Annotated in this window: 17 protein-coding genes and 2 riboswitches; of the genes, 1 reads left to right on the plus strand and 16 read right to left on the minus strand. The window is 53.3% G+C overall.

Features of this window, described 5'->3' with window-relative positions; all coding sequences use genetic code 11:
• The first annotated feature begins 256 nt into the window (after positions 1-256).
• Entirely contained in the window at positions 257-493 is a 237-nt protein-coding gene (locus tag ACQGQ5_RS09015; protein WP_141825118.1) for a hypothetical protein, read from the plus strand.
• A 71-nt stretch (positions 494-564) separates the two neighbouring features.
• Here ACQGQ5_RS09015 and mreB read toward each other — a convergent pair whose 3' ends face one another.
• The 16 genes from mreB to dnaG form a co-directional block, all read right to left on the minus strand.
• Positions 565-1,590: a rod shape-determining protein MreB gene (mreB, locus tag ACQGQ5_RS09020; RefSeq protein ID WP_455736190.1), complete on the minus strand. Its 1,026-nt coding sequence runs from the start codon at positions 1,588-1,590 to the stop codon at positions 565-567.
• Between the two features lie 61 nt (positions 1,591-1,651).
• Positions 1,652-2,314: a ComF family protein gene (locus ACQGQ5_RS09025; protein ID WP_455736191.1), complete on the minus strand. Its 663-nt coding sequence runs from the start codon at positions 2,312-2,314 to the stop codon at positions 1,652-1,654.
• The gene (gene recD2, locus ACQGQ5_RS09030) at positions 2,304-4,520 is read right to left on the minus strand and encodes an SF1B family DNA helicase RecD2 (protein WP_455736192.1); all 2,217 of its coding nucleotides are present in this window, start codon (positions 4,518-4,520) and stop codon (positions 2,304-2,306) included. Before recD2 ends, ACQGQ5_RS09025 begins: the two co-directional genes overlap by 11 nt.
• A gap of 64 nt (positions 4,521-4,584) precedes the next feature.
• On the minus strand, positions 4,585-4,920 hold the full coding sequence (locus tag ACQGQ5_RS09035; protein WP_455736193.1) for a hypothetical protein: 336 nt from the start codon (positions 4,918-4,920) through the stop codon (positions 4,585-4,587).
• A gap of 50 nt (positions 4,921-4,970) precedes the next feature.
• On the minus strand, positions 4,971-6,155 hold the full coding sequence (gene metK, locus ACQGQ5_RS09040; protein WP_455736194.1) for a methionine adenosyltransferase: 1,185 nt from the start codon (positions 6,153-6,155) through the stop codon (positions 4,971-4,973).
• A gap of 65 nt (positions 6,156-6,220) precedes the next feature.
• Positions 6,221-6,317: riboswitch (SAM riboswitch) on the minus strand.
• Between the two features lie 112 nt (positions 6,318-6,429).
• Positions 6,430-7,065, minus strand: coding sequence for an ECF transporter S component (locus tag ACQGQ5_RS09045; protein ID WP_455736195.1), 636 nt, complete (start codon positions 7,063-7,065; stop codon positions 6,430-6,432).
• Between the two features lie 172 nt (positions 7,066-7,237).
• A riboswitch (FMN riboswitch) is annotated at positions 7,238-7,366 on the minus strand.
• Between the two features lie 42 nt (positions 7,367-7,408).
• Positions 7,409-8,647, minus strand: a complete 1,239-nt coding sequence (locus tag ACQGQ5_RS09050) for a CapA family protein (RefSeq protein ID WP_455736196.1) — start codon at positions 8,645-8,647, stop codon at positions 7,409-7,411.
• Between the two features lie 218 nt (positions 8,648-8,865).
• On the minus strand, positions 8,866-10,071 hold the full coding sequence (gene tuf, locus ACQGQ5_RS09055) for an elongation factor Tu (protein ID WP_455736197.1): 1,206 nt from the start codon (positions 10,069-10,071) through the stop codon (positions 8,866-8,868).
• Between the two features lie 102 nt (positions 10,072-10,173).
• Positions 10,174-12,255 carry an elongation factor G gene (gene fusA / locus ACQGQ5_RS09060; RefSeq protein ID WP_455736198.1) on the minus strand — a complete coding sequence of 694 codons (2,082 nt, stop codon included), beginning with the start codon at positions 12,253-12,255 and terminating at the stop codon, positions 10,174-10,176.
• A gap of 71 nt (positions 12,256-12,326) precedes the next feature.
• A complete protein-coding gene (rpsG, locus tag ACQGQ5_RS09065; protein WP_038323934.1) occupies positions 12,327-12,797 on the minus strand; it encodes a 30S ribosomal protein S7 in 471 nt (156 codons plus the stop codon).
• 149 nt (positions 12,798-12,946) lie between these two features.
• Entirely contained in the window at positions 12,947-13,384 is a 438-nt protein-coding gene (gene rpsL / locus ACQGQ5_RS09070; protein ID WP_455736199.1) for a 30S ribosomal protein S12, read from the minus strand.
• 164 nt (positions 13,385-13,548) lie between these two features.
• Positions 13,549-17,091 carry a DNA-directed RNA polymerase subunit beta' gene (gene rpoC / locus ACQGQ5_RS09075; RefSeq protein ID WP_455736200.1) on the minus strand — a complete coding sequence of 1,181 codons (3,543 nt, stop codon included), beginning with the start codon at positions 17,089-17,091 and terminating at the stop codon, positions 13,549-13,551.
• Between the two features lie 17 nt (positions 17,092-17,108).
• Positions 17,109-20,867: a DNA-directed RNA polymerase subunit beta gene (gene rpoB / locus ACQGQ5_RS09080; RefSeq protein WP_455736306.1), complete on the minus strand. Its 3,759-nt coding sequence runs from the start codon at positions 20,865-20,867 to the stop codon at positions 17,109-17,111.
• Positions 20,868-21,148: 281 nt separating this feature from the next.
• A complete protein-coding gene (locus ACQGQ5_RS09085; protein ID WP_455736201.1) occupies positions 21,149-21,580 on the minus strand; it encodes an RrF2 family transcriptional regulator in 432 nt (143 codons plus the stop codon).
• Between the two features lie 14 nt (positions 21,581-21,594).
• Positions 21,595-22,689: an RNA polymerase sigma factor RpoD gene (gene rpoD / locus ACQGQ5_RS09090; RefSeq protein ID WP_455736202.1), complete on the minus strand. Its 1,095-nt coding sequence runs from the start codon at positions 22,687-22,689 to the stop codon at positions 21,595-21,597.
• Between the two features lie 12 nt (positions 22,690-22,701).
• Positions 22,702-24,468: a DNA primase gene (gene dnaG, locus ACQGQ5_RS09095; RefSeq protein ID WP_455736203.1), complete on the minus strand. Its 1,767-nt coding sequence runs from the start codon at positions 24,466-24,468 to the stop codon at positions 22,702-22,704.
• Between the last annotated feature and the right edge of the window lies 1 nt (position 24,469).

The following is a 24,469-nucleotide window of genomic DNA, read 5'->3' on the forward strand; positions in this document are numbered from 1 at the left end:
GATTCCACATTCAAAGGAAAGGAATGGCTGAAATGTTTTCCAGTTTCCTTTTCAAAATGAATTCTTGCACAAATTTATTCACTTGCAATTGTGCATAATGTATGGTAATATCATCATAGAAAGAAAAGGATCCTTTTCTTTGATACCCTTATTTTGAACAGTAAAAAAAGATCAGCCGGCGGGTTATTGTATTTGTCAAAGGCACATGCTATAATCTGCTCAGAAGGAGATCCCATTATTTAGGAGGTTTAAGAATATGAAGCTGTACGACATCGATGTGGTAAAACTGATTGAACTCTTGGACAAAGCAAAAGGGAATGTCTACCTGATTACCGAGGACGGAAACACCCTGAATCTGAAAAGCAAGCTCTGCCAGCTGTACGGTGTGCGGGCGCTTTTGGAAAGTGCGAAAAATTCGACGGTTTCAGCCGAACTGAACGTAGAAAACCCGGAAGATGAACTGATGTTTATCAACTATATGATGAGCAAATAAATTCTGCCGATAACGACAGCCGCCGCTGCAGCACTGCAGCGGCGGCTGTTTTTGGAATTATTTCTGTTGAATTAATAAGCGGAACTCAGCGGATTCAGTACGCCGTACCTCTTATTTTGTATGTCGTCAATAAACTGAATGGCCTTGCCCGCTCCCAGCGCAACGCAGATCTGGGAATCCTCGGCAAGCTTCACCGGCATTTTCGCCTTTTTGGAAATCAGCGTATCGACTCCGTAAAGCTGGGCCGACCCGCCCGTCAGAATAATGCCGTCCGAATAAACATCCCCCATCAGCTCCGGCGGCGTTTTTTCCAGCATCTCCTGAATGGTCCGGACAATCTGCATCGCCGGTTCAATCAGAGCTTCCAGCATTTCGTCGCAGGAGATATCCGCCCACTGCGGCAGCCCGGTCATTGCATTTCTGCCCTTAATTCTGTGACTGCACAGATCCTTTCTGGGATACACGCAGCCGATCGCGGTTTTCGCTTCCTCAGCCATCCGCTGACCGATAATTAAATTGTATTTTCTTCGGATATACTTGATGATTGCTTCGTCAAAGGCATTCCCCGCGACCTTAATGGAACGCGAGATCGCGATGCCGCTCAGGGAAAGCACCGCCATATCCGTCGTGCCTCCGCCGATATCGACGATCAGGGTACCGTGCGGCGTGGAGATATCCACACCGGCGCCGAGCGCCGCGGCCACAGGTTCCTCGATCAGACAGATTTTACGCACGCCCGCCGCGCTGATCGCGTCCACCACCGCGCGTTTCTCAACCTCTGTAATCTGGCACGGCACGCTGACGACAACGCGGGGCATAAAAACCTTGCTCCCGCTGATTTTTTTCAAATAATTGCTAATCAGATACTGCGCCAGATCAAAATTGGAAATGACGCCGTTGCAAAGCGGATGGGAAACGGAAATCTTGTCCGAGGTACGTCCTACCATCCTGTAGGCTTCCGAGCCGATTGCCACAACTTCGTCCGTCTCCACGTTAACGGCAACAACTGCCGGTTCGTTAAGTATAATGCCTTTTCCGTCAAGGTAAATCTTGACGGCTGATGTACCAAGATCTATCGCAATGTCAGTACCCAGCACGTAATCACATCCAATCTATATTCATCCTATTATATTATTACAAAGCCGGAAATTTTTCAACTCAAAGTGCTCGGGCTGCCGCGGCACACGTTATCTTCTTTGCTCCGCCGTCAAGCAGAACACAGCCGCACTCCCCCAGCGTGGCGCCGGTAGTCACAATATCGTCTATCAGCAGGAGGCTTTTTTCCGCTGTCTGTTCCCCGTCCCTGATCCGGTAGACGCCCCGGACATTGCTGCGTCGTTCCTTTTCGCTCAGCTTGTGCTGTTCCCGGTTGTCCCGGAGCTTGACCAGATATTCCCGGTAAGGGAGGCCGAGGCGTTTTGCGACCGCCCTTGCCAAAAGCTCCGACTGATTATAGCCCCTCGATTTGTAGCGCTCCCCGGAGATGGGAACGGACGTAACGGAATCGAACCGCGCTTTGGGAAAGCTTTTTCTGATTTGCGCGGACATGCTCTCCGCATAAAAATCCGCGAAATCCTTTTGCCCGTAAAATTTGAACCGGAGAATGGATTCCCGGATTTTCCCGCTGTATAAATAGGGCGCGGCACATAAAATAGTTTCACCGGAACCCGGCAGATAAATGCATTTTTCGCCGGAGGTATGTAAAATTTCTTTTTCGCATTTTTCACATACGGATTTCCCGGAGGAAACGATCCCGCGGCAGAAAATGCACTTCGGAGGAAAAACCATATCCAGAAGCACGGAAAAAAGCTTAGCACTCATTCTGCGCGCCTCCGGTCAAAAAATAGGAAAGCCCGGAGTACCGGCGCATTTTTTTATCGTTTTCAACCATATGCTGAATCGCTTTCTGCGACCCGACAAGAATCAGAAGGGACTTTGCACGCGTAATTGCGGTATACAATAAATTCCTGTAGGAAAGCTGGGGCGCTCCCTGAAACATGGGCATCACGACGGCGGTGAATTCATTTCCCTGGCTCTTGTGTACCGTCATGGCATAGGCAAGCTCCAGCTCCGCCGCGGTCTCCAGCTCGTAAAGCACCATGCGGTCATCCATCTGCACGGTAATAGTGGAAGCGCGGCGGTCAATGCCGCACAGAATACCGAGATCGCCGTTAAAAACGCCTTCCCCGCTTGTCCCGTCCGGTTTCACCCAAGCCAGGTTATAGTCGTTTTTGATCTGCATCACCTTGTCGCCCTCCCGGAACAGGGTGCCGTTAATGGTGATTTCATTTTTTGTTTTCTCCGGAGGATTGATCACTGCCTGCAGCCTTTTGTTGAGCTCCACGGTACCCAACTCCCCTTTTCTGGAAGGAGACAGCACCTGGATATCCGACAAAGGCGAGTATCCGTAGCTCGCGGGCAGACGGGCCGCACACAAATCAACAATCGTGGAACTGATTTCCGCGGGGCTTCCGTACGGCAGAAAGAAAAAGTCGCTGTTTCTGACGGAAAGCTCCGGCATCTGCCCTTTTACAATTCTGTGCGCGTTCATAACAATCAGGCTCTGCATGGACTGGCGGAAAATCTGATTGAGCTGGACAACGGGCAGCAGTCCGGTGGCGATCAGGTCGCCCAGCACGTTGCCCGGCCCGACGCAGGGCAGCTGGTCGCAGTCGCCGACCATGATAAGGCGGCAGCCGAGCGGCAGGGCGCGCAGAACCGCCTCGAAAATACTGGCGTCCACCATGGACAGCTCGTCAATGACCAGCGCGTCGCATTCCAGAAGGTTCTTTTCGTTTTTGGAAAACACGGGCAGATCGTTTTCATCCCATTCCACCTGCAGCAAGCGGTGGATCGTTTTCGCGTCCTGTCCCGTCAGCTCGGACATCCGCTTGGCCGCTCTGCCGGTCGGCGCGGCGAGCAGAACCTTCTCCCCCTTCGTTTCCAGAATCCTGATGATCGCGTTGAGGGTGGTGGTTTTTCCGGTTCCCGGTCCGCCCGTCAAAATCAGCATTCCTTTGGAAAGAGCCTCTTTTATCGCCCGCTTCTGTCCGTCGGCGTACTGAATCTGAAACGTTTCCTCAATATCTGAGATATAATTGTCGATTCCAAGGATGGACTGCGCCGGAAAGCGAAGCATCATGTTCAGCCTTCCCGCGGAGTACAGCTCGGACCGGTACAGCTTGGGGGTAAAAATATACTCCCGGCCATCAAAAAGGACGGCGCAGACAGACGCTTCCGCCTTCAGGGCTTCCAGCGTGTCAAAGGCCTGCTCCGGCCCAATGCCGAGCATCTTCTGCGCGGCGGTCAGAAGCTTGTCCGCGGGCAGGCAGGTGTGGCCATTGCTGATATTGTGCTTCAGAACGTGCAGAATGCCTGCGCGGACCCTGCAGCCGTCGTCCTGCGGCCGCTCAAGCGAAGCGGCAATCTCGTCGGCACGCTCAAAGCCGATTTCCAGCCCGTCCCCGCACAGGCAGTAGGGGTCCTCCTGCACGCGCTCCGCGGCCTGCGGGCCATAGAGCTTCCAGACTCGGACGGCCTCGTCGGGCGAAATGCCGAAGCTGCTCAAATACAGCATGATTTCCCGGATGCCGTGTATCTTTTTGAACTCATCGCCCATTTTTTTCGCCTTTGCCCTGGTAATGCCCTTAATGGCGCAAAGGCGCTCCGGTTCCTCTTCCAGCACCTGCAGCGCGTTCATGCCGAACATGTCCACAATTTTCCCGGCGGTAGCCGGGCCGATGCCCCGGACGGCGCCCGACGAGAGGTATTTCAGCATGGCGGCCGCAGTGGAAGGCTTCGAGCGCTCGAAGCCTTCCACCTTAAATTGGGTCCCGTAGTTCGGATTATTGATCCAGCCGCCCACAACGCGCACTTCCTCGCCCGCGCTGACCAGCGGCATCGTGCCCACGGCCGTAACCAATTCTTCCCCGTTATTGATTTCTATAATCGCATATCCGTTTTTCTCATTTTTAAAAATGACCTGTTCCACGGAACCGGTCATTTCCAGCATCTGATCTTCCCGCATAAAACTCCCTCGTATTTTATGATTCATAAATTCAGTATAATACATGAGCTATGTATTTGCAAATTTATTGACATAGAATATCCGGCAGTTCTTCGGGAGTACAGACCTCTACCCCGGGGTTTCGGTTGGAAATAATCCTGCATACCACGCTTGTTTCTTCATCCATTCCCTTGTCAAGACAAATCAGCATTTTTTCGCCGCCGCGAATCCATTTCAGTCTTTCGATCGCGCTTTCCAGCAGCATTTCGGCGCCTTCATCGTGGCCTTCCATGGAAACGACCAGATAAAGCTTGCCCGGGCGGGAGGGCCTGAGCATCCAGAAAATGATATTCCTGACGATTTCAGCGGCGCCGACGACAGCCAGAAGAACAAAAGCGATCTTCGCAAGAATCTCAAGCATAAAAAGTCACCTCAACACAGTTTATGTGCCGAGGCGACCAAATGCTATGCTTATTTTGCCAGCGCGGCTTTCAGGGCGTCGGCCTTGTCGCGCTTTTCCCACGCAACGTTCAGGTCCTCACGGCCCATATGGCCGTAATTGGAAACGGAACGGTAAATGGGACGGCGAAGGTCCAGGTCATGGATAATCGCCGTGGGACGAAGGTCAAACACCTTTTCCACCGCCGCCGCGAGCTCGTCGTTGCTGTATTGGGAAGTGCCGAACGTATCCACCATAATGGAAACGGGCCTTGCCACGCCGATCGCGTAGGCGATCTGAATTTCACATTTTTTCGCCAGTCCCGCCGCAACAACGTTCTTTGCCGCGTAGCGCGCCGCGTAAGCCGCGGAACGGTCGACCTTGGTAGGATCCTTTCCCGAGAAAGATCCGCCTCCGTGCCTGCCGTAGCCGCCGTAAGTGTCAACGATGATTTTTCTTCCGGTCAGTCCGCTGTCGCCCACCGGGCCGCCGATCACGAAACGGCCGGTCGGGTTGACAAAGAACTTCGTCTTGTCGTCCAGCCATTTTTCGGGGATCACCGCTTTGATTACATGCGTGATAATATCCTTTCTGATCTGCTCCAGCGTGGCGTCGGGGTCATGCTGGGCGGAAACGACAACGGTGTCCACGCGCACCGGCTCGTTCCCGTCGTACTCCACGGTTACCTGCGTTTTTCCGTCCGGCCGCAGATAGGACAGGGTACCGTCCTTTCTGACCTGGCTCAGGCGCTTCGACAGCCTGTGCGCCAGAGAGACGGCAAGCGGCATCAGCTCCGGCGTTTCGTCGCAGGCGTATCCGAACATCATGCCCTGGTCGCCCGCGCCGGTCACGTCGTTTGCGTCTGTCGCGCCCTGCTTCGCCTCATAGGACTGATTGACGCCCATCGCGATATCGGGCGACTGGATATCGATGGAGGTGATCACCCCGCAGGTGTTGCCGTCAAAGCCGCAGGCGGGGTCGTCGTAGCCGATGTCCTTGACCACCTGCCTTGCAATCGAAGCGATATCCACATAGCAGTCGGTGGAAATCTCTCCCATGACGTGGATCACGCCGGTGGTGGCCGTCACCTCACACGCAACGTGAGCCTGCGGGTCCTGCGCAATAATTTCATCCAGCACGGCGTCCGCAATCTGGTCACAGAGTTTGTCCGGATGGCCTTCCGTCACTGATTCCGATGTAAAAAAATGTCTTGCCATTGAGCAATCCTCCTAAAATAAAAATAGAAAACGCCGTCCGGAAAATCCGAACGGCGTTTATGATTACCTCATCTTTCGGCTTTACCGCAGGAATTGGCACCTTACGCTTTGTAGGTTGCCGGACATCATAGGGCCTGTTCCCTCCGTCACTCTTGATAAGGGCATATTTAATTTTCTGGTATGATTATACCACAGATCAGATGGATCGTAAAGAACAAAATTGGCAAAGCGCATGTCCCCGATCGGGGATAAACTGTACGGTTTCAATAAAGGATTATCTTCTGCCGATCCTGTTGTGCAGAATCGGGCTGACACGCTTATAGGTCAGCATGGTCACAGCGGAGACCAGCACTCCCTTCAGCAGGTTGAACGGCGCTACCGCAAGCATGACAAAGGATGTAAGATCGTTGATGGAAGGATTGACCGCATGGCCCATCGCGACAAGCGCGTCCAGCGGCATATTAAACATCTTGGCGTAAAACGGCAGCAGCACGAAAGCGTTCAGCAGGCTTCCCGCCACAACCAGCGTAAACGTACCGACCGCCATACCGATCAGCGCGCTTTTCTTCGATTTATGGTGTTTGTAGATCAATGCGCTGGGAATGACAAACGAACAGCCGACGATAAAGTTCGCGATATCGCCGACTCCGCCCGTCGAGCTTCCGTGAATGACAAGGTAGAGCAATATCTTGACCAGCTCAATAACAACGCCGGCAAAAGGGCCCATCGCAAAGCTGCCGATCAAAACGGGAAGCTCGCTCAGATCGATCTTATAAAAGCTGGGCGCAAACCAGAGCGGTATTTCCACGACCATCAGGACGGCGGCGATCGCGGACAGAATTCCGATCTGCGCGATGCCCCTGGTATCCAATAATTTCGCTGACTTTTTTTCGTTTGTAATCGTATTCATGATTTCTCCTATCTTCTTCCTATGTATTTTCGCTTCGGCCTGGAGCGGGTGAAAAGGATGCAGGAAACGCGCGGGCTACTTCATCTTTCTCATTTAAAAACTCCTTTTTTAGCTGCCAACGAAAAAAAGTCCCACAGTAAAAAACTGCGGGACGAAAGTATACGCAAATACGCGCAATCTTCTTCCATCCGGACTATACCGTCGGCTTTGGAATCAAACCAAATCAGCTTTCGCTCGCGGGCTCGTCGGCTTGCGCCGCTTTACCGCCGGTGGGGAATTGCACCCCGCCCCGAAGACAACTATTATTTAATTGATATTATTATAGCACTGTGAAAATGGTGTGTCAATCTTTCTGCAGATATTCTTTCGGAATACTCTGACTGACAATATTGTTGATGTATTTCAGGCTGAACGCCGGAGTATAACGCCTTACGCCGTGAGCGGCGGCCAGAGCGTCCGTATACTGGCTCAGCGGATAGATCGTAATCCCCGCGCATCCCTTGCCGTAGTGCGTGACGATCGGCTTGAATTTCATATCCGTAAAGGTCGTTTTGTTCGTTGTAAAATCCTTGGTCATCGTAACGGTCAGGATGCCGCTGACCATATTGTCCCCGCTCTGCTGGGCGGAAACAAGGTTGCCGAACGCAAAAATAACGGGGCACTGCGTCCCGTCCTTCCGGGTCAGGACCGTCAGCTTCTGCAAAACGTGGGGGTGATTTCCGAAGATGATATCCGCTCCCCAATCGACCATATTCTGCGCAAGCGTTTTCTGCTTGTCCGAAAGCGTGTAGGTATTCTCATTTCCCCAATGTACGGAGATAACCACGACGTCCGCCATTGATTTCGCTTTTTTGATCAGTTTTTCTATCCGGTCGGTCTCACTTGCGTAAATCAGCCGGTATTTGGAATTTTTGGGAAGATAAAGCCCGTTTGTCATTTCCGTAATGCCGATATGGGCGGTTTTGATCCCCTTCGATTCCACGATCCGGATATTCTGCAAATCTTCCTCATCGCGGTAGGCGCCCACGACCTTTACGGACGGTTTGGTCGCCCAATAGTCCAGCGTGGCGGCAAGGCCCGCCTCGTTTTTGTCCAAAACATGGTTGTTGGCGTGATTAATGACGTCAAACCCCAGATCGACCAGCTCGTCCCCCAGTTCCGTGGGGGAGTTGAAGCGCGGATAGCCCGACGGCGGCGCAATCTTTCCCGCAAGCGGCGTTTCCTGATTGATGACGGAGACGTCCGCATTTTTGATATCCGCCGCTATGCGCGCATAAACCGGAGAAAAATCAAAGCCTTTTCCTCCCGCCCGGCTCTGTGCCTGCTGATAGATCACATCGTGAATCAGGTCGTCGCCGACGCCCAGAATCGTAATGGAAACCGGCTTTTGAACCGGTTTGGACTCCGCTTTTGACACCGCTTCCGACGAAGCCGCCACGGATACTCCGGACGGCAGACTTGCCATTCCGTTTCCCTGATTCCGCAGGAAGAAAACCATGGAGGCAACACAGGCGCCTGTCAGAACCACAGCAAGACACACACGGAAAACGACCCGGGATAGATTGTTTTGATCCTTCTTCATATAAAAACCCCTAAAAAGTTATTTGAATCCTTCCCTGCCAGGCGGTTAGTATGGTTTCTTTCAATAAAAATGATATTTTGGCGAACCCACGCTTTATTGGTCTACATTATAACATGACTGTCGTCAGAAAGCTACTTTTTACCCGCACAAGCGCACCCGCTTAAAACGTAAAAAGGCCCTGCCCTTTCGGGCAAGGCCTTACAAACAAGAGTCACAGATTACTGAACGTTGATCTTGATAACAACGCCGGAGCCAACTGTGTGGCCGCCTTCACGGATAGCGAAGCGGAGGCCCTCTTCAATAGCGATCGGAGTGATCAGCTCAACGTCCATTTCGACGTTATCGCCGGGCATGCACATCTCAGTGCCTTCCGGCAGGGAGATAACGCCTGTTACGTCTGTCGTTCTGAAATAGAACTGAGGACGGTAGTTGTTGAAGAAAGGAGTATGACGGCCGCCTTCATCCTTGGTCAGGACGTAAACCTGGCCGCGGAACTTTGTGTGCGGATGAATGGTTCCCGGCTTTGCAAGAACCTGGCCGCGCTCAATTTCCGTTCTCTGAATACCGCGGAGAAGAACACCGACATTATCGCCGGCTTCTGCGAAATCAAGGGTCTTTTTGAACATTTCAAGGCCTGTGATAACGGACTTTCTGCGCTCTTCGGTCAGACCGATGATCTCAACTTCTTCGCCGACCTTAGCCCTACCGCGCTCGACCCTGCCGGTAGCGACCGTGCCGCGGCCGGTAATGGTGAAGACGTCTTCAACAGGCATAAGGAAAGGAAGGTCGGATTTACGCTCAGGAGTCGGGATGAAGCTGTCGACAGCGTCCATCAGCTCATGAATGCATTTGTACTCCGGCGCGTCCGTATCCGTAGATTTGGATTCGAGAGCTTCAAGGGCGGAGCCGCGGATGACCGGTGTGTCGTCGCCCGGGAACTCGTACTCGTTCAGAAGGTCACGGATTTCCATCTCAACAAGATCAAGGAGCTCGGGATCGTCAACCTGGTCGACCTTGTTCATGAATACAACAATATAAGGCACGCCAACCTGACGGGCCAGAAGGATGTGCTCTCTGGTCTGCGGCATCGGGCCGTCAGCAGCGGAAACAACAAGGATAGCACCGTCCATCTGTGCAGCGCCGGTGATCATGTTCTTTACATAGTCGGCGTGGCCCGGGCAGTCAACGTGAGCATAGTGACGGGCAGCCGTCTGATACTCAACGTGAGAAGTATTGATGGTAATACCGCGCTCTCTCTCTTCAGGAGCCTTATCAATATTTGCATAGTCAACGAAATCAGCCTCACCGCTGAAGTTAAGGACCTTGGTAATCGCCGCGGTCAACGTGGTCTTGCCATGGTCAACGTGGCCGATAGTACCAATGTTTACGTGGGGTTTGGATCTGTCAAATTTTGCTTTTGCCATTGGAATTCCTCCTTTTTATTTACACGATAATAATTTTAACGATTCAGCTATGCCTATCATTTTATCAATAACATCAATAAAAATCAAGCGTATTTTTACAAGTTATTCGGACTTTTTGCTGCGTGAAGAAATAATGTTTTCCGAAACCGACTTCGGCACTTCCGTAGAAGTGGCGGGTTCCATGACGTACTGGCCTCTGCCCTGTGTCTTGGAACGCATATCGGTTGCGTAGCCAAACATTTCAGAAAGCGGAACATGCGCCCTGATCTGCTCTGCCCCCGGAATCGCATCCATGCCTTCGATCATGCCGCGGCGGGAGTTCAAATCGCCGATGATGTCGCCCATGTACTCCTCTGGCACGGTAACGGTAACCTTCATGATCGGTTCCAGAATGACCGGATTCGCCTTTCTCATAGCCTCTTTGAAAGCCATGGAACCGGCGATTTTAAACGCCATTTCGGAGGAGTCGACCTCGTGGTAAGAGCCATCGTAAAGGGTTACCTTGGTGTCGACTACCGGATAGCCGGCGAGAACGCCGGTGAGCATAGCGCCCTGAATACCCTGGTCAACGGCAGGGATATATTCCTTCGGGATCGCGCCGCCGACGACGGCGTTGACAAACTCGTAGCCTTTGCCCGGATTCGGCTCAATGCGGATCTTAACGTGGCCGTACTGGCCGCGGCCGCCGGACTGACGGGCATACTTGGTGTCGACGTCCGCATTTCCGCGGATGGTTTCCTTATAGGATACCTGCGGCTTGCCGACGTTCGCTTCCACATGGAACTCGCGCAGCAGTCTGTCGACAATGATCTCAAGGTGAAGCTCGCCCATGCCCGCGATGATCGTCTGACCCGTTTCCTCATTGGTATATGCCTTAAAGGTAGGATCTTCTTCCGCAAGCTTTGCGAGGGCAATGCCCATTTTTTCCTGGCCGGCCTTTGTCTTCGGCTCAATTGCGACTTCAATAACCGGATCCGGGAATTCCATGGATTCCAGAATGACCGGATGCTTTTCATCACAAAGCGTATCACCTGTGGTGGTGTTTTTCAAACCCACCGCAGCCGCAATATCACCGGCATAAACAACGTCGATATCCTGACGGTGATTGGCGTGCATCTGAAGAATACGGCCCAAACGCTCGTTGTTGTCCTTGGTCGAGTTATAAACGCTGGAGCCGGCCTGAATGGAGCCGGAGTAGACGCGGAAGAAGCACAGCTTTCCGACATACGGATCCGTGGCAATCTTAAACGCCAGAGCGGCGAACGGCTCTTCGTCACTGGAATGGCAGTCCTGTTCCTCGCCGGTTTCCGGATTGATCCCCTTGATCGCGGGGACATCCGTCGGAGCGGGCATATAAGCGATAATAGCGTCGAGAAGCTTTTGAACGCCCTTGTTTCTGTAAGAAGTACCGCAGGTGACGGGAACCATATGGTTGGCAATCGTGGATTTACGGATTGTAGATATGATTTCTTCCTTCGTGAGGGTCTCCCCGTTCAGGTACTTCTCCATCAGAGCATCGTCCTGCTCCGCAACATGCTCAATCAGTTCGGTATGATACTTGTTGGCAAGCTCGAGCATATCCTCCGGGATATCCTCCACTTTCATGTCCTTGCCCATATCGTCGTAGTAAATATCAGCCTTCATATCGACAAGGTCGATGATGCCCTTAAAGGTATCCTCGCTGCCGATGGGGAGCTGGATCGGCACGGCATTGCACTTCAGCCGATCTTTCATCATCTGGACGACGCGATAGAAATCCGCGCCCATGATGTCCATTTTATTTACATAAGCCATACGGGGGACATGATATTCCTCAGCCTGACGCCAAACCGTTTCCGACTGCGGCTCAACACCGCCCTTGGCGCAGAAAACCGTTACCGAACCGTCGAGCACGCGCAGCGAACGCTCAACTTCCACGGTAAAGTCAACGTGGCCAGGGGTGTCAATGATGTTGATCCGGTGGCCCTTCCAAAAGCAGGTAGTCGCAGCGGAGGTAATGGTAATCCCTCTCTCCTGCTCCTGCACCATCCAGTCCATGGTCGCAGCACCATCATGCACTTCGCCAATCTTATGGTTAATCCCTGTGTAATACAGGATACGTTCCGTTGTTGTTGTTTTACCGGCATCAATGTGCGCCATAATACCGATATTGCGGGTTAATTCAAGTGATACCTGCCTTGGCATAGTTTCCTCCTTAAAGTCTGAAATGTTGGGGTTTGTACACTATTTCAGGTAACAGACCAACAAGTGTTGGATTACCATCTGTAATGAGCAAACGCCTTATTGGCCTCCGCCATCTTATGCGTATCGTCACGCTTCTTGGCAGCGCCGCCAGCACCATTTACAGCATCAAGAATTTCACCGGCAAGTCTCTCTCTCATCGTCTTCTCAGATCTAAGTCTTGAATAGTTGGTTATCCAACGTAAGCCTAATGTTTGTCTTCTTTCAGGGCGAACCTCCATAGGAACCTGGTAGGTTGCACCGCCGACACGGCGGGCCTTGACTTCGAGGGCCGGCATAACATTTTCCATAGCGGCCTCAAAAACCTCCAAAGGCTCTTTCCCTGTTTTCTCGTTGATAATATCAAATGCGCCATAAACGATCTTCTGGGCTACGCCCTTCTTACCGTCGACCATAATATTATTGACGAGACGTGTTACAAGCTTGGAATTATACAGTGGATCGGGCAAAACGTCGCGTTTTGCGATATTACCTCTTCTTGGCACTTTACTTCCCTCCTTCACATGAATGATATCACAGGTACTCGAAAGCGACAAACTCCCGTGGCCAACACAGAGGCGTTTCTATATGAAAAACGCCGCCGCATTCTGTTTCAAAACATGCAGCCGTTCGGTTTCTGTCAATTTAAACTACCTTATTTTTTCGCAGCCTTCGCCGCGCCGGCCTTCGGCCGCTTTGCGCCATACTTGGAACGAGCCTGCATACGCTGTGCCACGCCCTGCGCGTCAAGCGTACCGCGGATAATGTGGTAACGCACGCCAGGCAGGTCCTTCACACGGCCGCCGCGGATCATCACGACACTGTGTTCCTGAAGATTGTGGCCGACACCGGGAATGTAAGCACTGACTTCGATTCCGTTGGAAAGCCTGACTCTGGCGATCTTTCTGAGCGCGGAGTTCGGTTTCTTCGGGGTCGCGGTCTTTACCGTTGTGCAGACACCACGTTTTTGCGGGGAATCCTGGTCGATGGAAACACGTTTCTTGGAATTCCAGCCCTTCAAAAGCGCAGGGGCTTTCGCCTTTGCCACAGCAACTTCTCTGCCCGTATGGACTAACTGGTTAAATGTTGGCATAAGACACCTCCTCACATCAATTTTTATATGTTAAGCGAATATATAGTATATCCGCCGTAACAGTAAAATAATCTTTAAACAACTGATTCCTGTCCCGAAGGATCAGCCTCAGAACAGGAATGAAGCGCTCAATCAGTAAACCATCACAATTGTTTATTATAAGGCTATACCGCGTCGTTTGTCAAGTCTTGATTTACGGGCTCGATCCTTACGTCGCTGTAGCATTTCATGCCCGTGCCGGCGGGGATCAGCTTTCCGATAATGACGTTTTCCTTCAGTCCGAGCAGCGGGTCGACCTTGCCCTTGATGGCGGCGTCGGTCAGGACACGCGTCGTCTCCTGGAAGGAGGCGGCCGACAGGAAAGAATCGGTCGCGAGCGAAGCCTTCGTAATCCCAAGCAGAACCGGTGAAGCGGTAGCCTCTTTCAGGTCCGCCTCGCCGTTTTTGATACGGTCGCGGATGGCCTGGTTCTCTGTTTCCAGCTCCGCCTTCTCAATCAGCGAGCTCGGCAGAAGCGTGGTATCGCCGGAGTCCTCGATCTTGACCTTCTTCATCATCTGGCGGACAATGACCTCGATATGCTTATCGTTGATATCAACGCCCTGCATCCGGTAAACGCGCTGGACTTCCTCGATGAGGTAGTCCTGAACGGCGTGGGTACCGCTGATCGCAAGAACGTCGTGCGGATTGACGGAGCCTTCGGTCACCCTTGTTCCGGCTTTGATCTGCTGGCCGTCCGCGACAATCACGCGGGAACCGTACGGGATCAGGTAGGACTTGGAATCGCCCGTTTCGGAGTTCGTCACGACGACATGGCGGTTCTTCTTGATCTCCTCAAAGGAAATCGAGCCGGCTATCTCACTGATAATGGCAAGATGCTTTGGCTTGCGGCCTTCGAAAAGCTCTTCAACACGCGGAAGGCCCTGTGTGATATCCTCCGAACTGGCGACACCGCCGGTGTGGAAGGTTCTCATGGTAAGCTGTGTGCCCGGCTCGCCGATGGACTGCGCCGCGATAATTCCGACCGCTTCGCCGACCGCGACCGTCTGGCCGTTCGCAAGGTTCGCGCCGTAGCACTTCTTGCAGACGCCGTGCTTCGCGCAGCAGTTCAGCACGGAACGGATCTTAATACGCTCCACGCCGCTCTTGACAATGATGTCGGCGTCCTCATCGCTCATCAGCTTATCCTTGGAAACAAGGACCTCGCCCGTCTTCTCATCGACAAAGTCCTCGACAAGATATCTGCCGAGCAGACGCTCGTGAAGGGGTTCGATCGCTTCCTTGCCCTCGCGGATATCGTATACCTCAAGGCCGTCGGTCGCGCCGCAGTCGTCCTCACGAATGATGACGTCCTGGGAAACGTCGACCAGGCGGCGGGTCAGGTAACCGGAGTCGGCCGTTCTCAGAGCGGTGTCCGCCAGTCCCTTTCTGGCGCCGCGGGAGGAAATGAAGTATTCCAGAATGTTCAGCCCCTCACGGTAGTTGGCCCTGATCGGAATTTCAATGGTTTTACCGGATGTGTTGGCAATCAGTCCGCGCATACCGGCCAGCTGGCGAATCTGGCTCATGGAGCCACGGGCTCCGGAATCCGCCATCATGAAAATCGGGTTGTATCGGTCCAGGTTCTTCTGCAGCGCAACGGAAACATCCTCCGTCGCCTTTGCCCAGGTTTTCAGAACCGCGTTGTAACGCTCATTGTCGGAAAGAAGACCCATTTTGAACTGGCCGTCAACGACATCGATCTGCTTTTCGGCGGCTTCAATGATCTGTTTCTTCTCCGGCGGAATCGTTGCGTCGCTGACGGCGACGGTAATCGCGCTCAGGGTGGAGTATTTATAGCCCTGCGACTTGATGCTGTCCAGCACGTCGGCCGTCTGAGCGGTGCCGTGCGTCTTGATGCATTTGTCAATGATGGCTCCCAGCTGCTTTTTGCCGACCAGAAAATCAATTTCATACTTAAACAGATTATCGGGATTGGAGCGGTCAATGTAGCCCAGATCCTGAGGAATCGGCCTATTGAAGATCATGCGGCCCACGGTGGTGTCCACCAGCCGGGAAACCTCTTCCCCGTTGATCTCCATTGTCCTGCGGACCTTGATCTTGGCGTGAAGGCCGACGATCTTGGAATCATAGGCCATAATGGCTTCGTTATAATCCCTGAATACTTTGCCCTCACCGGGTTCCCCGTCCTTTTCCAAAGTAAGGTAATAGGAACCCAGCACCATATCCTGTGTAGGAACGGTAACGGGGCGTCCGTCGGAAGGCTTCAGCAGGTTGCCCGCGGCCAGCATCAGGAAGCGGGCCTCAGCCTGCGCCTCTGCGGAAAGCGGAACGTGAACAGCCATCTGGTCGCCGTCGAAGTCTGCGTTGTAAGCCGTACAGGCCAGCGGATGCAGCTTCAAGGCACGGCCCTCAACCAGAACCGGCTCAAACGCCTGAATACCGAGTCTGTGCAGCGTAGGCGCGCGGTTCAGCAGGACCGGGTGGTTCTTGATGACGATTTCCAGCGCGTCCCAAACCTCGGGCTTCGCGCGCTCCACCGCCTTTCTGGCGGCCTTGATGTTTCCGGCGGCGCCGGTTTCCACAAGGCGTTTCATGACAAAGGGCTTGAACAGCTCCAGCGCCATTTCCTTCGGAAGGCCGCACTGGTACATTTTCAGCTCCGGGCCTACCACGATAACGGAACGGCCGGAATAGTCCACGCGCTTGCCCAGAAGGTTCTGGCGGAAACGTCCCTGCTTGCCTTTCAGCATGTCGGAAAGGGATTTCAGCGGACGGTTGTTCGGGCCGGTTACCGGACGGCCGCGGCGGCCGTTGTCGATCAGGGCGTCGACGGCCTCCTGCAGCATGCGCTTTTCGTTGCGGACAATGATATCGGGAGCGCCGAGCTCCAAAAGCCTTTTCAGGCGGTTGTTTCTGTTGATTACACGGCGGTAGAGGTCGTTTAAGTCGGACGTTGCGAAACGGCCGCCGTCGAGCTGCACCATCGGACGGATATCCGGCGGAATAACCGGAACCACATCGAGGATCATCCATTCCGGACGGTTGCCGGAAAGACGGAAGGCTTCGATCACTTCCAGGCGCTTCAGAATGCGGACGCGCTTCTGTCCGGAAGCACCGGCAAGCTCGCTCTTGAGCTCTTCGGAAACAACGTCGAGGTCGATTTCCGCCAGAAGCTTTTTGATGGCTTCGGCGCCCATGCTGGCTTCAAAGTCGTCCTCGTACTTTTCACGCATATCGCGGTACTCTTTTTCGTTCAGGAGCTGCTTTTTCTGCAGCTCGCGGACGTTGCCGGGATCCGTTACGATATACAGCGCGAAATACAGGACCTTTTCCAGCATACGGGGGGATATATCAAGGATCAGTCCCATCCTGGAGGGAATTCCCTTAAAATACCAGATGTGGGAAACAGGAGCGGCCAGCTCGATGTGGCCCATGCGCTCGCGGCGAACCTTCGCCCGGGTTACCTCAACGCCGCAGCGTTCGCAGATTTTCCCTTTGTAGCGAATTCTCTTATACTTTCCGCAATGGCATTCCCAGTCCTTTTGGGGCCCGAAGATACGTTCACAGAAAAGACCATCGCGTTCGGGCTTGAGGGTACGATAATTGATCGTTTCCGGTTTTTTTACTTCGCCATGGGACCATTCCCTGATTTTTTCCGGTGAAGCAAGTCCGATCTTGATTGATTCAAAAACATTAAATTCCATATTGCAACCCCATTCTATTATATTTCGTCGCTGCCGTCAGAATTAAGGTCAAAGGGTTCGTCCTTATCAAATTCATCTTCCTCGTCACTGTCATCGCTGTTGTTGTCTTCAATATAGTCGTCCGCGTCGTCAAACAGGCTTTCGTCGTCTTCCGAGTCCTCTACCGAATAGCCTTCCAGGTCGTCGGCAACGTTCGGCTCGTCAAAGTTGTCGTCCGAAGGATTGAAGCCGATGTCGTCGTCGTCGTCAAAGTTCTGCTTCAGATCGATTTCCTCGTTGTTCTGGTTCAGTACCTTGACGTCAAGGCCCAGGGACTGCAGTTCCTTGATCAGAACCTTAAACGATTCCGGAACGCCCGGCTTCGGAATGTTCTGACCCTTCACGATCGCTTCGTAGGTCTTTACGCGGCCCACGACGTCGTCGGACTTGACGGTAAGGATTTCCTGCAGGGTGTACGCCGCGCCGTATGCTTCCAGCGCCCAGACTTCCATTTCGCCGAAGCGCTGGCCGCCGAACTGCGCTTTGCCGCCCAGAGGCTGCTGCGTGACAAGGGAGTAAGGGCCGGTGGAGCGGGCGTGGATCTTATCGTCAACCAGATGGTGCAGTTTCAGGTAATACATGATGCCGACGGTGACCGGGCTGTCAAAGAACTCGCCGGTACGGCCGTCCTTCAGAATGGTCTTGCCGTCCTCGCTGATGCCGGCCTTCTTAAAGCATTCGACGATGTCGTCTTCGTGCGCGCCGTCGAATACCGGGGTCATGATCTTCCAGCCGAGCGCCTTTGCGGCATAGCCGAGGTGAACCTCGAGCACCTGTCCGATATTCATACGGGAAGGAACGCCCAGCGGGTTCAGAACAATGTCCAGCGGGGTGCCGTCCGGCAGGAACGGCATGTCTTCCACCGGAAGGATACGGGAAACAACGCCCTTATTGCCATGGCGGCCGGCCATCTTATCGCCCACGGAAATCTTGCGCTTCTGGGCGATATAGCAGCGGACAACCTTGTTGACGCCGGGGCTGAGCTCGTCATGGCTGTTTTCGCGGGTAAATACCTTTACATCGACCACGATGCCGTATTCGCCGTGAGGCACTCTCAGGGAGGTGTCCCTCACCTCTCTGGCTTTTTCGCCGAAGATGGCGCGCAGCAGGCGCTCTTCGGCGGTCAGCTCCGTCTCGCCCTTCGGCGTGACCTTACCGACAAGAATATCGCCGGCGCGCACCTCGGCGCCGATGCGTATGATTCCGTTTTCGTCCAGATCGTGGAGCAGATCCTCGTTTACGTTCGGAATATCCCTTGTGATTTCCTCCGGCCCGAGCTTCGTGTCCCTGGATTCAATTTCGTATTCTTCAATATGAATGGAGGTGTAAACATCGTCGCGGACAATCTTTTCGCTGATGAGAACAGCATCCTCGTAGTTGTAGCCTTCCCATGTCATAAAGCCGATCAGGGCGTTTTTACCCAGACTGATTTCGCCGTCCTTGGTCGCGGGGCCGTCGGCAATGACGGAACCGGCCTCCACCCTCTGGTTGACATCGACAACGGGAACCTGATTGATACATGTTCCCTGGTTGGAACGCATAAACTTAATAACATGGTAAACGTCGACGCTGCCGTCGTCGCAGGTCACCCGGATTTCATCCGCGCTTACGCTGCGGACAACGCCGGAGTGTTTGGCGATCACGCATACGCCGGAGTCGACGCCGGCTTTATATTCCATGCCGGTCCCGACGATCGGAGATTCGGTTTTCAGAAGCGGAACCGCCTGCCGCTGCATGTTGGAGCCCATCAGCGCACGGTTGGCGTCGTCGTTTTCCAGGAAGGGGATCATCGCGGTGGCGACGGAAACAACCATCCTTGGCGAAACGTCCATATAGTCCGCTTTTTCTCGCTCAATTTCAAGGAACTCGTCGCGGTAGCGGGCGTTGACCTTGGCATTCCTGAAACGCCCCTGCTCGTCGAGCGGTTCGTTCGCCTGCGCAACGATATAATCGTCCTCAATATCCGCGGTCATATAAATCACATCGCTGGTAACGCGGCCGGTCGCTTTGTCCACGCGGCGGAACGGCGCTTCAATAAAGCCGTATTCATTGATTTTGGCAAAGGTCGCCAAATAGGAAATCAGTCCGATGTTCGGACCTTCCGGCGTTTCAATCGGGCACATGCGCCCATAGTGGCTGTAATGGACGTCTCGGACCTCGAAGCCCGCGCGGTCTCTCGACAGGCCGCCGGGGCCCAGGGCGGAAAGACGGCGCTTATGCGTCAGCTCCGCAAGCGGATTCGTCTGATCCATGAACTGCGACAGCGGGGAGGAACCGAAGAATTCCTTGATCGCCGCCACAACGGGACGGATATTGATTAAGGAATGCGGGGTCAAAACTTCCAAATCCTGCGCCTGCAACGTCATTCTTTCACGTATAACGCGCTCAAGTCTGGAAAAACCAATTCTGAACTGATTCTGAAGCAGTTCGCCGACCGAACGGATACGGCGGTTTCCCAGATGGTCGATATCGTCGAGATTGCCGAGGCCCATGGCCAGGCAGTTCATATAGTTGATCGAAGAAAAAATATCGTCGATAATGATGTGCTTCGGAATCAGCTCATCCGCTCTGGTTTTAATGGCTTCTTTCAGTTCCTCGTCCGAGGAACAGGAGTCCAGGATTTCAGCCAGCACGCTGAAACGCACTCTCTCGTTGACCCCGCATTCGGCTTTCGCGTCAAACCCGACAAAGCTGCTGATGTCAACCATGCCGTTGGAGATCACCTTTACCTCGCGCTCGTTGACATTGACGAACGCGATGGACACGCCGGCGTCGTCGATTTCGTGCGCCTTGTCATGAGAAAGGATTTCGCCCGCTTCCGCCATCAGCTCGCCGGTAAGCGGGTTGACAATGGGGCGGGAAAGCTTCTGGCCGGTGATGCGCCCGGCAAGATTCAGCTTCTTATTGTATTTGTAGCGGCCTACACGGGAAAGGTCGTAGCGGCGGGCATCAAAAAACAGGCCGTTGATGTGGGATTGGGCGCTCTCAATCGTCGGCGGCTCGCTCGGCCTTAATTTTCTGTATACTTCAAAAAGAGCCTCTTCGGTGTTTTTGCAGGGGTCTTTTTCAATGGTGGCGTTCATACGGTCGTCGTCGCCGAAATATTCGCGGATTTCCTCGTCGGTTCCAAGGCCGAGCGCGCGGACAAAGACCGTCACCGGAATTTTTCTGTTTTTATCGATCCGGACATAGAAAACGTCGTTGGCGTCGTTTTCATATTCCAGCCACGCGCCGCGGTTCGGGATAACGGTGGAGCTGAACAGCTCCTTGCCCGTCTTGTCATATTCCATTTTATAATAAACGCCGGGTGAACGGACCAATTGGGAAACAATCACGCGTTCCGCACCGTTGATAACAAAAGTGCCGCTGTCCGTCATAAGCGGGAAGTCGCCCATGAAAACCTCGGATTCTTTTATTTCGCCGCTTTCCTTGTTGAGCAGGCGGGCGGTAACTCTCAGAGCGGCCGCATAGGTAGCGTCGCGCTCTTTGCATTCTTCCACGCTGTAGTTCGGTTTGTCGTCGTCCAGTTTGTAATTCACAAAATCCAGCACAAGATTGCCGGTATAGTCAGTAATCCCGGAAACATCTTTGAAAACCTCTTTGAGGCCTTCTTCAAGAAACCACTGATAGGAATTCTTCTGTACCTCGATCAGGTTTGGCATGTCCAAGACTTCATCAATACGCGCGAAGCTCATGCGAACATTTTTGCCTACTTGCACCGGTTTGACATTCACCATTGGCTCGATCACTCCATTCATATATTTACCATCTTCGCAAGAAATAAAGCACAAAAATACACCGCATCCATCTCCCCTTTTGGAAGGTTTTCATGGGAACCTCTTGCCTTTTTGAAATTGTTGTGATATGATAGAGCAAGATACACGTGAGTATATGTTTCCATGATGATGCAGTATATTATTTTATTACAATATATTGTGTTTGTCAAGCCATATTTTACAAATTTATTATTGAAACGGTAAAAATCCGACGGCTAAACAGCCGCCGGATTTTTTTATGTTTATTTTTCCCCTTTTTTCCCCACAATATCGCCTGTGCCGCCATTCCTGAGGGAATCGAAGGTATAGGAGTCCAGTTTTTTACGTACAATGGACGAAATCTCGTCGTAGATCTGATGAACCTTGCAGCAGGCGTTGTGCTGGCAGGCGTACTCGTCCTGCTGGCACCGGCTGATCATATACGGGCCTTCGACCGACTCAATCACTTCCCGCAGGGTGATTTTGCCGGGTTCCCGCGCAAGCATATAGCCGCCGTGCGCGCCCTTGTACGAGACGATCAGGCCGCCCGCCACCAGCTTGCGCAGAATTTTCAGTGCAAACCGCAAAGGCACATGGGCCTGGTCGGAAAGGGACCTCGCGTCTATTTTTTTGTTGGATACCGCCAGCATCTCCACAATTCTGACGGCGTAATCGGCTTCCAGTGTCATGACCATCGCAGTCGTCCCCTTTAATCCAGGAAATCCTTCAGTTTTTTGCTGCGGCTCGGGTGGCGCAGCTTGCGCAGGGCCTTCGCCTCAATCTGTCTGATCCGCTCTCTGGTAACATTGAATTCCTTTCCGACTTCCTCCAGCGTACGGGAGCGGCCGTCTTCCAGGCCGAAACGCAGACGGAGCACCTTTTCCTCCCTGGGGGTCAGCGTGTCGAGCACGTCGGCAAGCTGTTCCTTCAAAAGCGTGTGGGAAGCGGCGTCCGCCGGCGCCGGGGCGTCGTCGTCCGGAATAAAGTCGCCGAGATGGCTGTCCTCTTCCTCGCCGATCGGCGTTTCCAGGGAAACCGGCTCCTGTGCGACGCGCATGATTTCACGCACTTTGTCCACCGGCATATCCAGCTCTTCGGAAATCTCGTCGGCGGTCGGCTCGTGGCCGTTGGTGTGCAGAAGCTGGCTGGAGACCTTCTTTACCTTATTGATGGTTTCCACCATGTGAACCGGGATACGGATGGTCCTTGCCTGGTCGGCAATGGCGCGGGTAATCGCCTGACGGATCCACCACGTCGCATAGGTGGAAAATTTAAAGCCTTTGGAGTAATCGAATTTTTCCACCGCCTTAATCAGGCCGAGGTTGCCCTCCTGAATCAGGTCCAGAAACTGCATGCCGCGTCCCAGATAGCGCTTTGCAATGCTGACGACCAAGCGGAGGTTTGCTTCGGAAAGGCGCTTTTTTGCGGTCTCGTCCCCGTCGGAAATACGGATGGCAAGGTCGATCTCCTCCTCCGGCGTCAAAAGGGGAACCCGGCCGATTTCTTTCAGGTAAACCTTGACAGGGTCGTCGATCGCGATTCCTTCCGTGCTGAGCGCGGATTCCATATCTTCGTTTTCGTCCACCTGCGTGTTAAAATCAAGATCATCCAGCGCAACGTCGGCAAAGTCCTCAATGATTTCCACACCCTGCGCTTCCAGCGTATCATAGAATTTTTCGATCTGCTCGGGTTCAAAATCCAGTTCTCCGATCGCGTCCAGAATTTCCTTGGTCGAAAGCTGTCCTTTGCTTTTGCCCTGCTCGATCAATTCCCTGATCACTGTTTTCTTGTCCGGTGCTCCCATAAATTAGTCCCCCTATTTCTTCTGTGACCTCAGCTTTTGCAGGTAATCCTGTATCTCCTGCGGCTCTGCTGAATTTACGTTTTCTACGCTCATTTTTTCATATTCCTGCTGAATAACATCGACATATTCCTCCGCGTCCCGCATCGTAACGGAAACACCGTGAAATTTCGCAAAAATCTTGGCAATGGAAGAAATCTCCTCCACGGAGAACTCTTCCGCTATATCTGTAAGGCTGACCGCCTTCGCATTCCTAATTCTTTCCATTATTGTCCCATATACACGGCGGTTAAACGCTGTCGCAAATTTTTCGGCCGGCAAAAGCCTTTCTACTGCTATAGCGTTCTCCGGGTATTGAACAATATACGCAATCAGCGCCTCTTCCGCGCTTGCAGCCCTTAAATGCCGCGCTTTTTCGGGATTGATGCTGTCGCGCACACCCGCCGACTGCTGCTGGAACGCCCTGAACGCCTTTTGCTCCTGATTCTTTTTCAGCTTCGAGCGGTTCTTCCGTACCTGCTGCAAAATAGCCGTACGCTCAATTCCGATTTCCTCCGCAAGCTTTCCCGCGTATACCTCCTGCTCAATCGGGTTGTCCAGCGTCGCCAGCACCGCGGAAGCGCCCGTGAGGTAATCCACCCGGCCCTGCGGTGTCTGAAGGTTGCAGCCCTGCCGGATTTTCTGCAAACGGTATTCCACGTCGTTTCCGCTGGCGTCGATCAGCTGCTTGAATTTCACCCGGCCGTTCCGGCCGTTCGATCGTATGTATTCGTCCGGATCCTTTCCTCCGGAAATCGTAAGCACCTTCACAAGCAGCCCCGCCTCGCGGAGAATCGGGATGGCGCGCGCGGTCGCCTTCTGCCCCGCCTCGTCGGAATCGTAGGAAAGGACCACTTCTTTCGTATACCGCGCCATCAGGCGGGCCTGATTCGGCGTCAGCGCCGTGCCCAGCGTGGCGACCGCGTTGGTGAACCCGGCCTGATGCATGGAAATCACGTCCATGTAGCCCTCGCACAGGATCAGCTGCTCGGTGCCGCTGTTTTTGGCAAAATTCAGCGTGAACAGAAAATTGCCTTTATTGAACACGGGCGTGTCCGAAGTATTGAGGTATTTCGGCTTTTCATCGGTCAGCACGCGGCCGCCGAAGGCAATCACGTTCCCCCTCAGATCGATGATGGGGAACATCACCCGCGAAAAAAAGCGGTCAACAGCTTGTCCCGACCTGCCCTTGAAAGCGACATTGGCCAGAATCATTTCGTTCTGTGTATAGCCCTTCTTCTCCAGATATCCCACCAGAGAGTAACGGGAAGCCGGAGCGTACCCCAGCCCGAAATGGCGGATCGTATTGGGCGATAAGGCGCGGCGGTTCAGATAATCCATTCCCGCCTTCCCCTGCTCTGAATTTAATATCGAATAATAGTATCGCGCGGCCTCGCGGTTGATTTCCAGAATACGTGCCCGCAGCCTGGCCATGCCGTCGTCGACCTGGTTTTCCGGCACCTGAATCCCGGCGCGCTGCGCCAGAAAGCGAACCGCCTCCATGTAATCCAGATTTTCAATGCGGCGGACAAACGTAATGACGTCGCCGCCCGCACCGCAGCCAAAGCAGTAAAACGAACCGTTTTCCGGATACACGTTGAAGGACGGCGTCTTTTCATTGTGAAAAGGACAAAGTCCGACCAGATTCCTGCCGCTGTGCCTGAGATTGACATAAGAAGCGACGACTTCGGATATTTCGCAGCGCGCCTTCAACTCCTGCATAAAAGCTTCCGGCAATGGCATA

This window comes from Caproiciproducens sp., from assembly GCF_053840905.1.

Coding starts and splice junctions, on each gene's coding strand:
- rpoB (WP_455736306.1), bottom strand. CDS start 20,867: ATGGTGAATGTCAAACCGGTGCAAGTAGGCAAAAATGTTCGCATGAGC.
- ACQGQ5_RS09035 (WP_455736193.1), bottom strand. CDS start 4,920: ATGCTTGAGATTCTTGCGAAGATCGCTTTTGTTCTTCTGGCTGTCGTC.
- tuf (WP_455736197.1), bottom strand. CDS start 10,071: ATGGCAAAAGCAAAATTTGACAGATCCAAACCCCACGTAAACATTGGT.
- ACQGQ5_RS09050 (WP_455736196.1), bottom strand. CDS start 8,647: ATGAAGAAGGATCAAAACAATCTATCCCGGGTCGTTTTCCGTGTGTGT.
- ACQGQ5_RS09085 (WP_455736201.1), bottom strand. CDS start 21,580: ATGGTCATGACACTGGAAGCCGATTACGCCGTCAGAATTGTGGAGATG.
- rpoD (WP_455736202.1), bottom strand. CDS start 22,689: ATGGGAGCACCGGACAAGAAAACAGTGATCAGGGAATTGATCGAGCAG.
- ACQGQ5_RS09015 (WP_141825118.1), top strand. CDS start 257: ATGAAGCTGTACGACATCGATGTGGTAAAACTGATTGAACTCTTGGAC.
- rpsL (WP_455736199.1), bottom strand. CDS start 13,384: ATGCCAACATTTAACCAGTTAGTCCATACGGGCAGAGAAGTTGCTGTG.
- recD2 (WP_455736192.1), bottom strand. CDS start 4,520: ATGCGGGAAGATCAGATGCTGGAAATGACCGGTTCCGTGGAACAGGTC.
- fusA (WP_455736198.1), bottom strand. CDS start 12,255: ATGCCAAGGCAGGTATCACTTGAATTAACCCGCAATATCGGTATTATG.
- ACQGQ5_RS09025 (WP_455736191.1), bottom strand. CDS start 2,314: ATGAGTGCTAAGCTTTTTTCCGTGCTTCTGGATATGGTTTTTCCTCCG.
- rpoC (WP_455736200.1), bottom strand. CDS start 17,091: ATGGAATTTAATGTTTTTGAATCAATCAAGATCGGACTTGCTTCACCG.
- ACQGQ5_RS09045 (WP_455736195.1), bottom strand. CDS start 7,065: ATGAATACGATTACAAACGAAAAAAAGTCAGCGAAATTATTGGATACC.
- dnaG (WP_455736203.1), bottom strand. CDS start 24,468: ATGCCATTGCCGGAAGCTTTTATGCAGGAGTTGAAGGCGCGCTGCGAA.
- metK (WP_455736194.1), bottom strand. CDS start 6,155: ATGGCAAGACATTTTTTTACATCGGAATCAGTGACGGAAGGCCATCCG.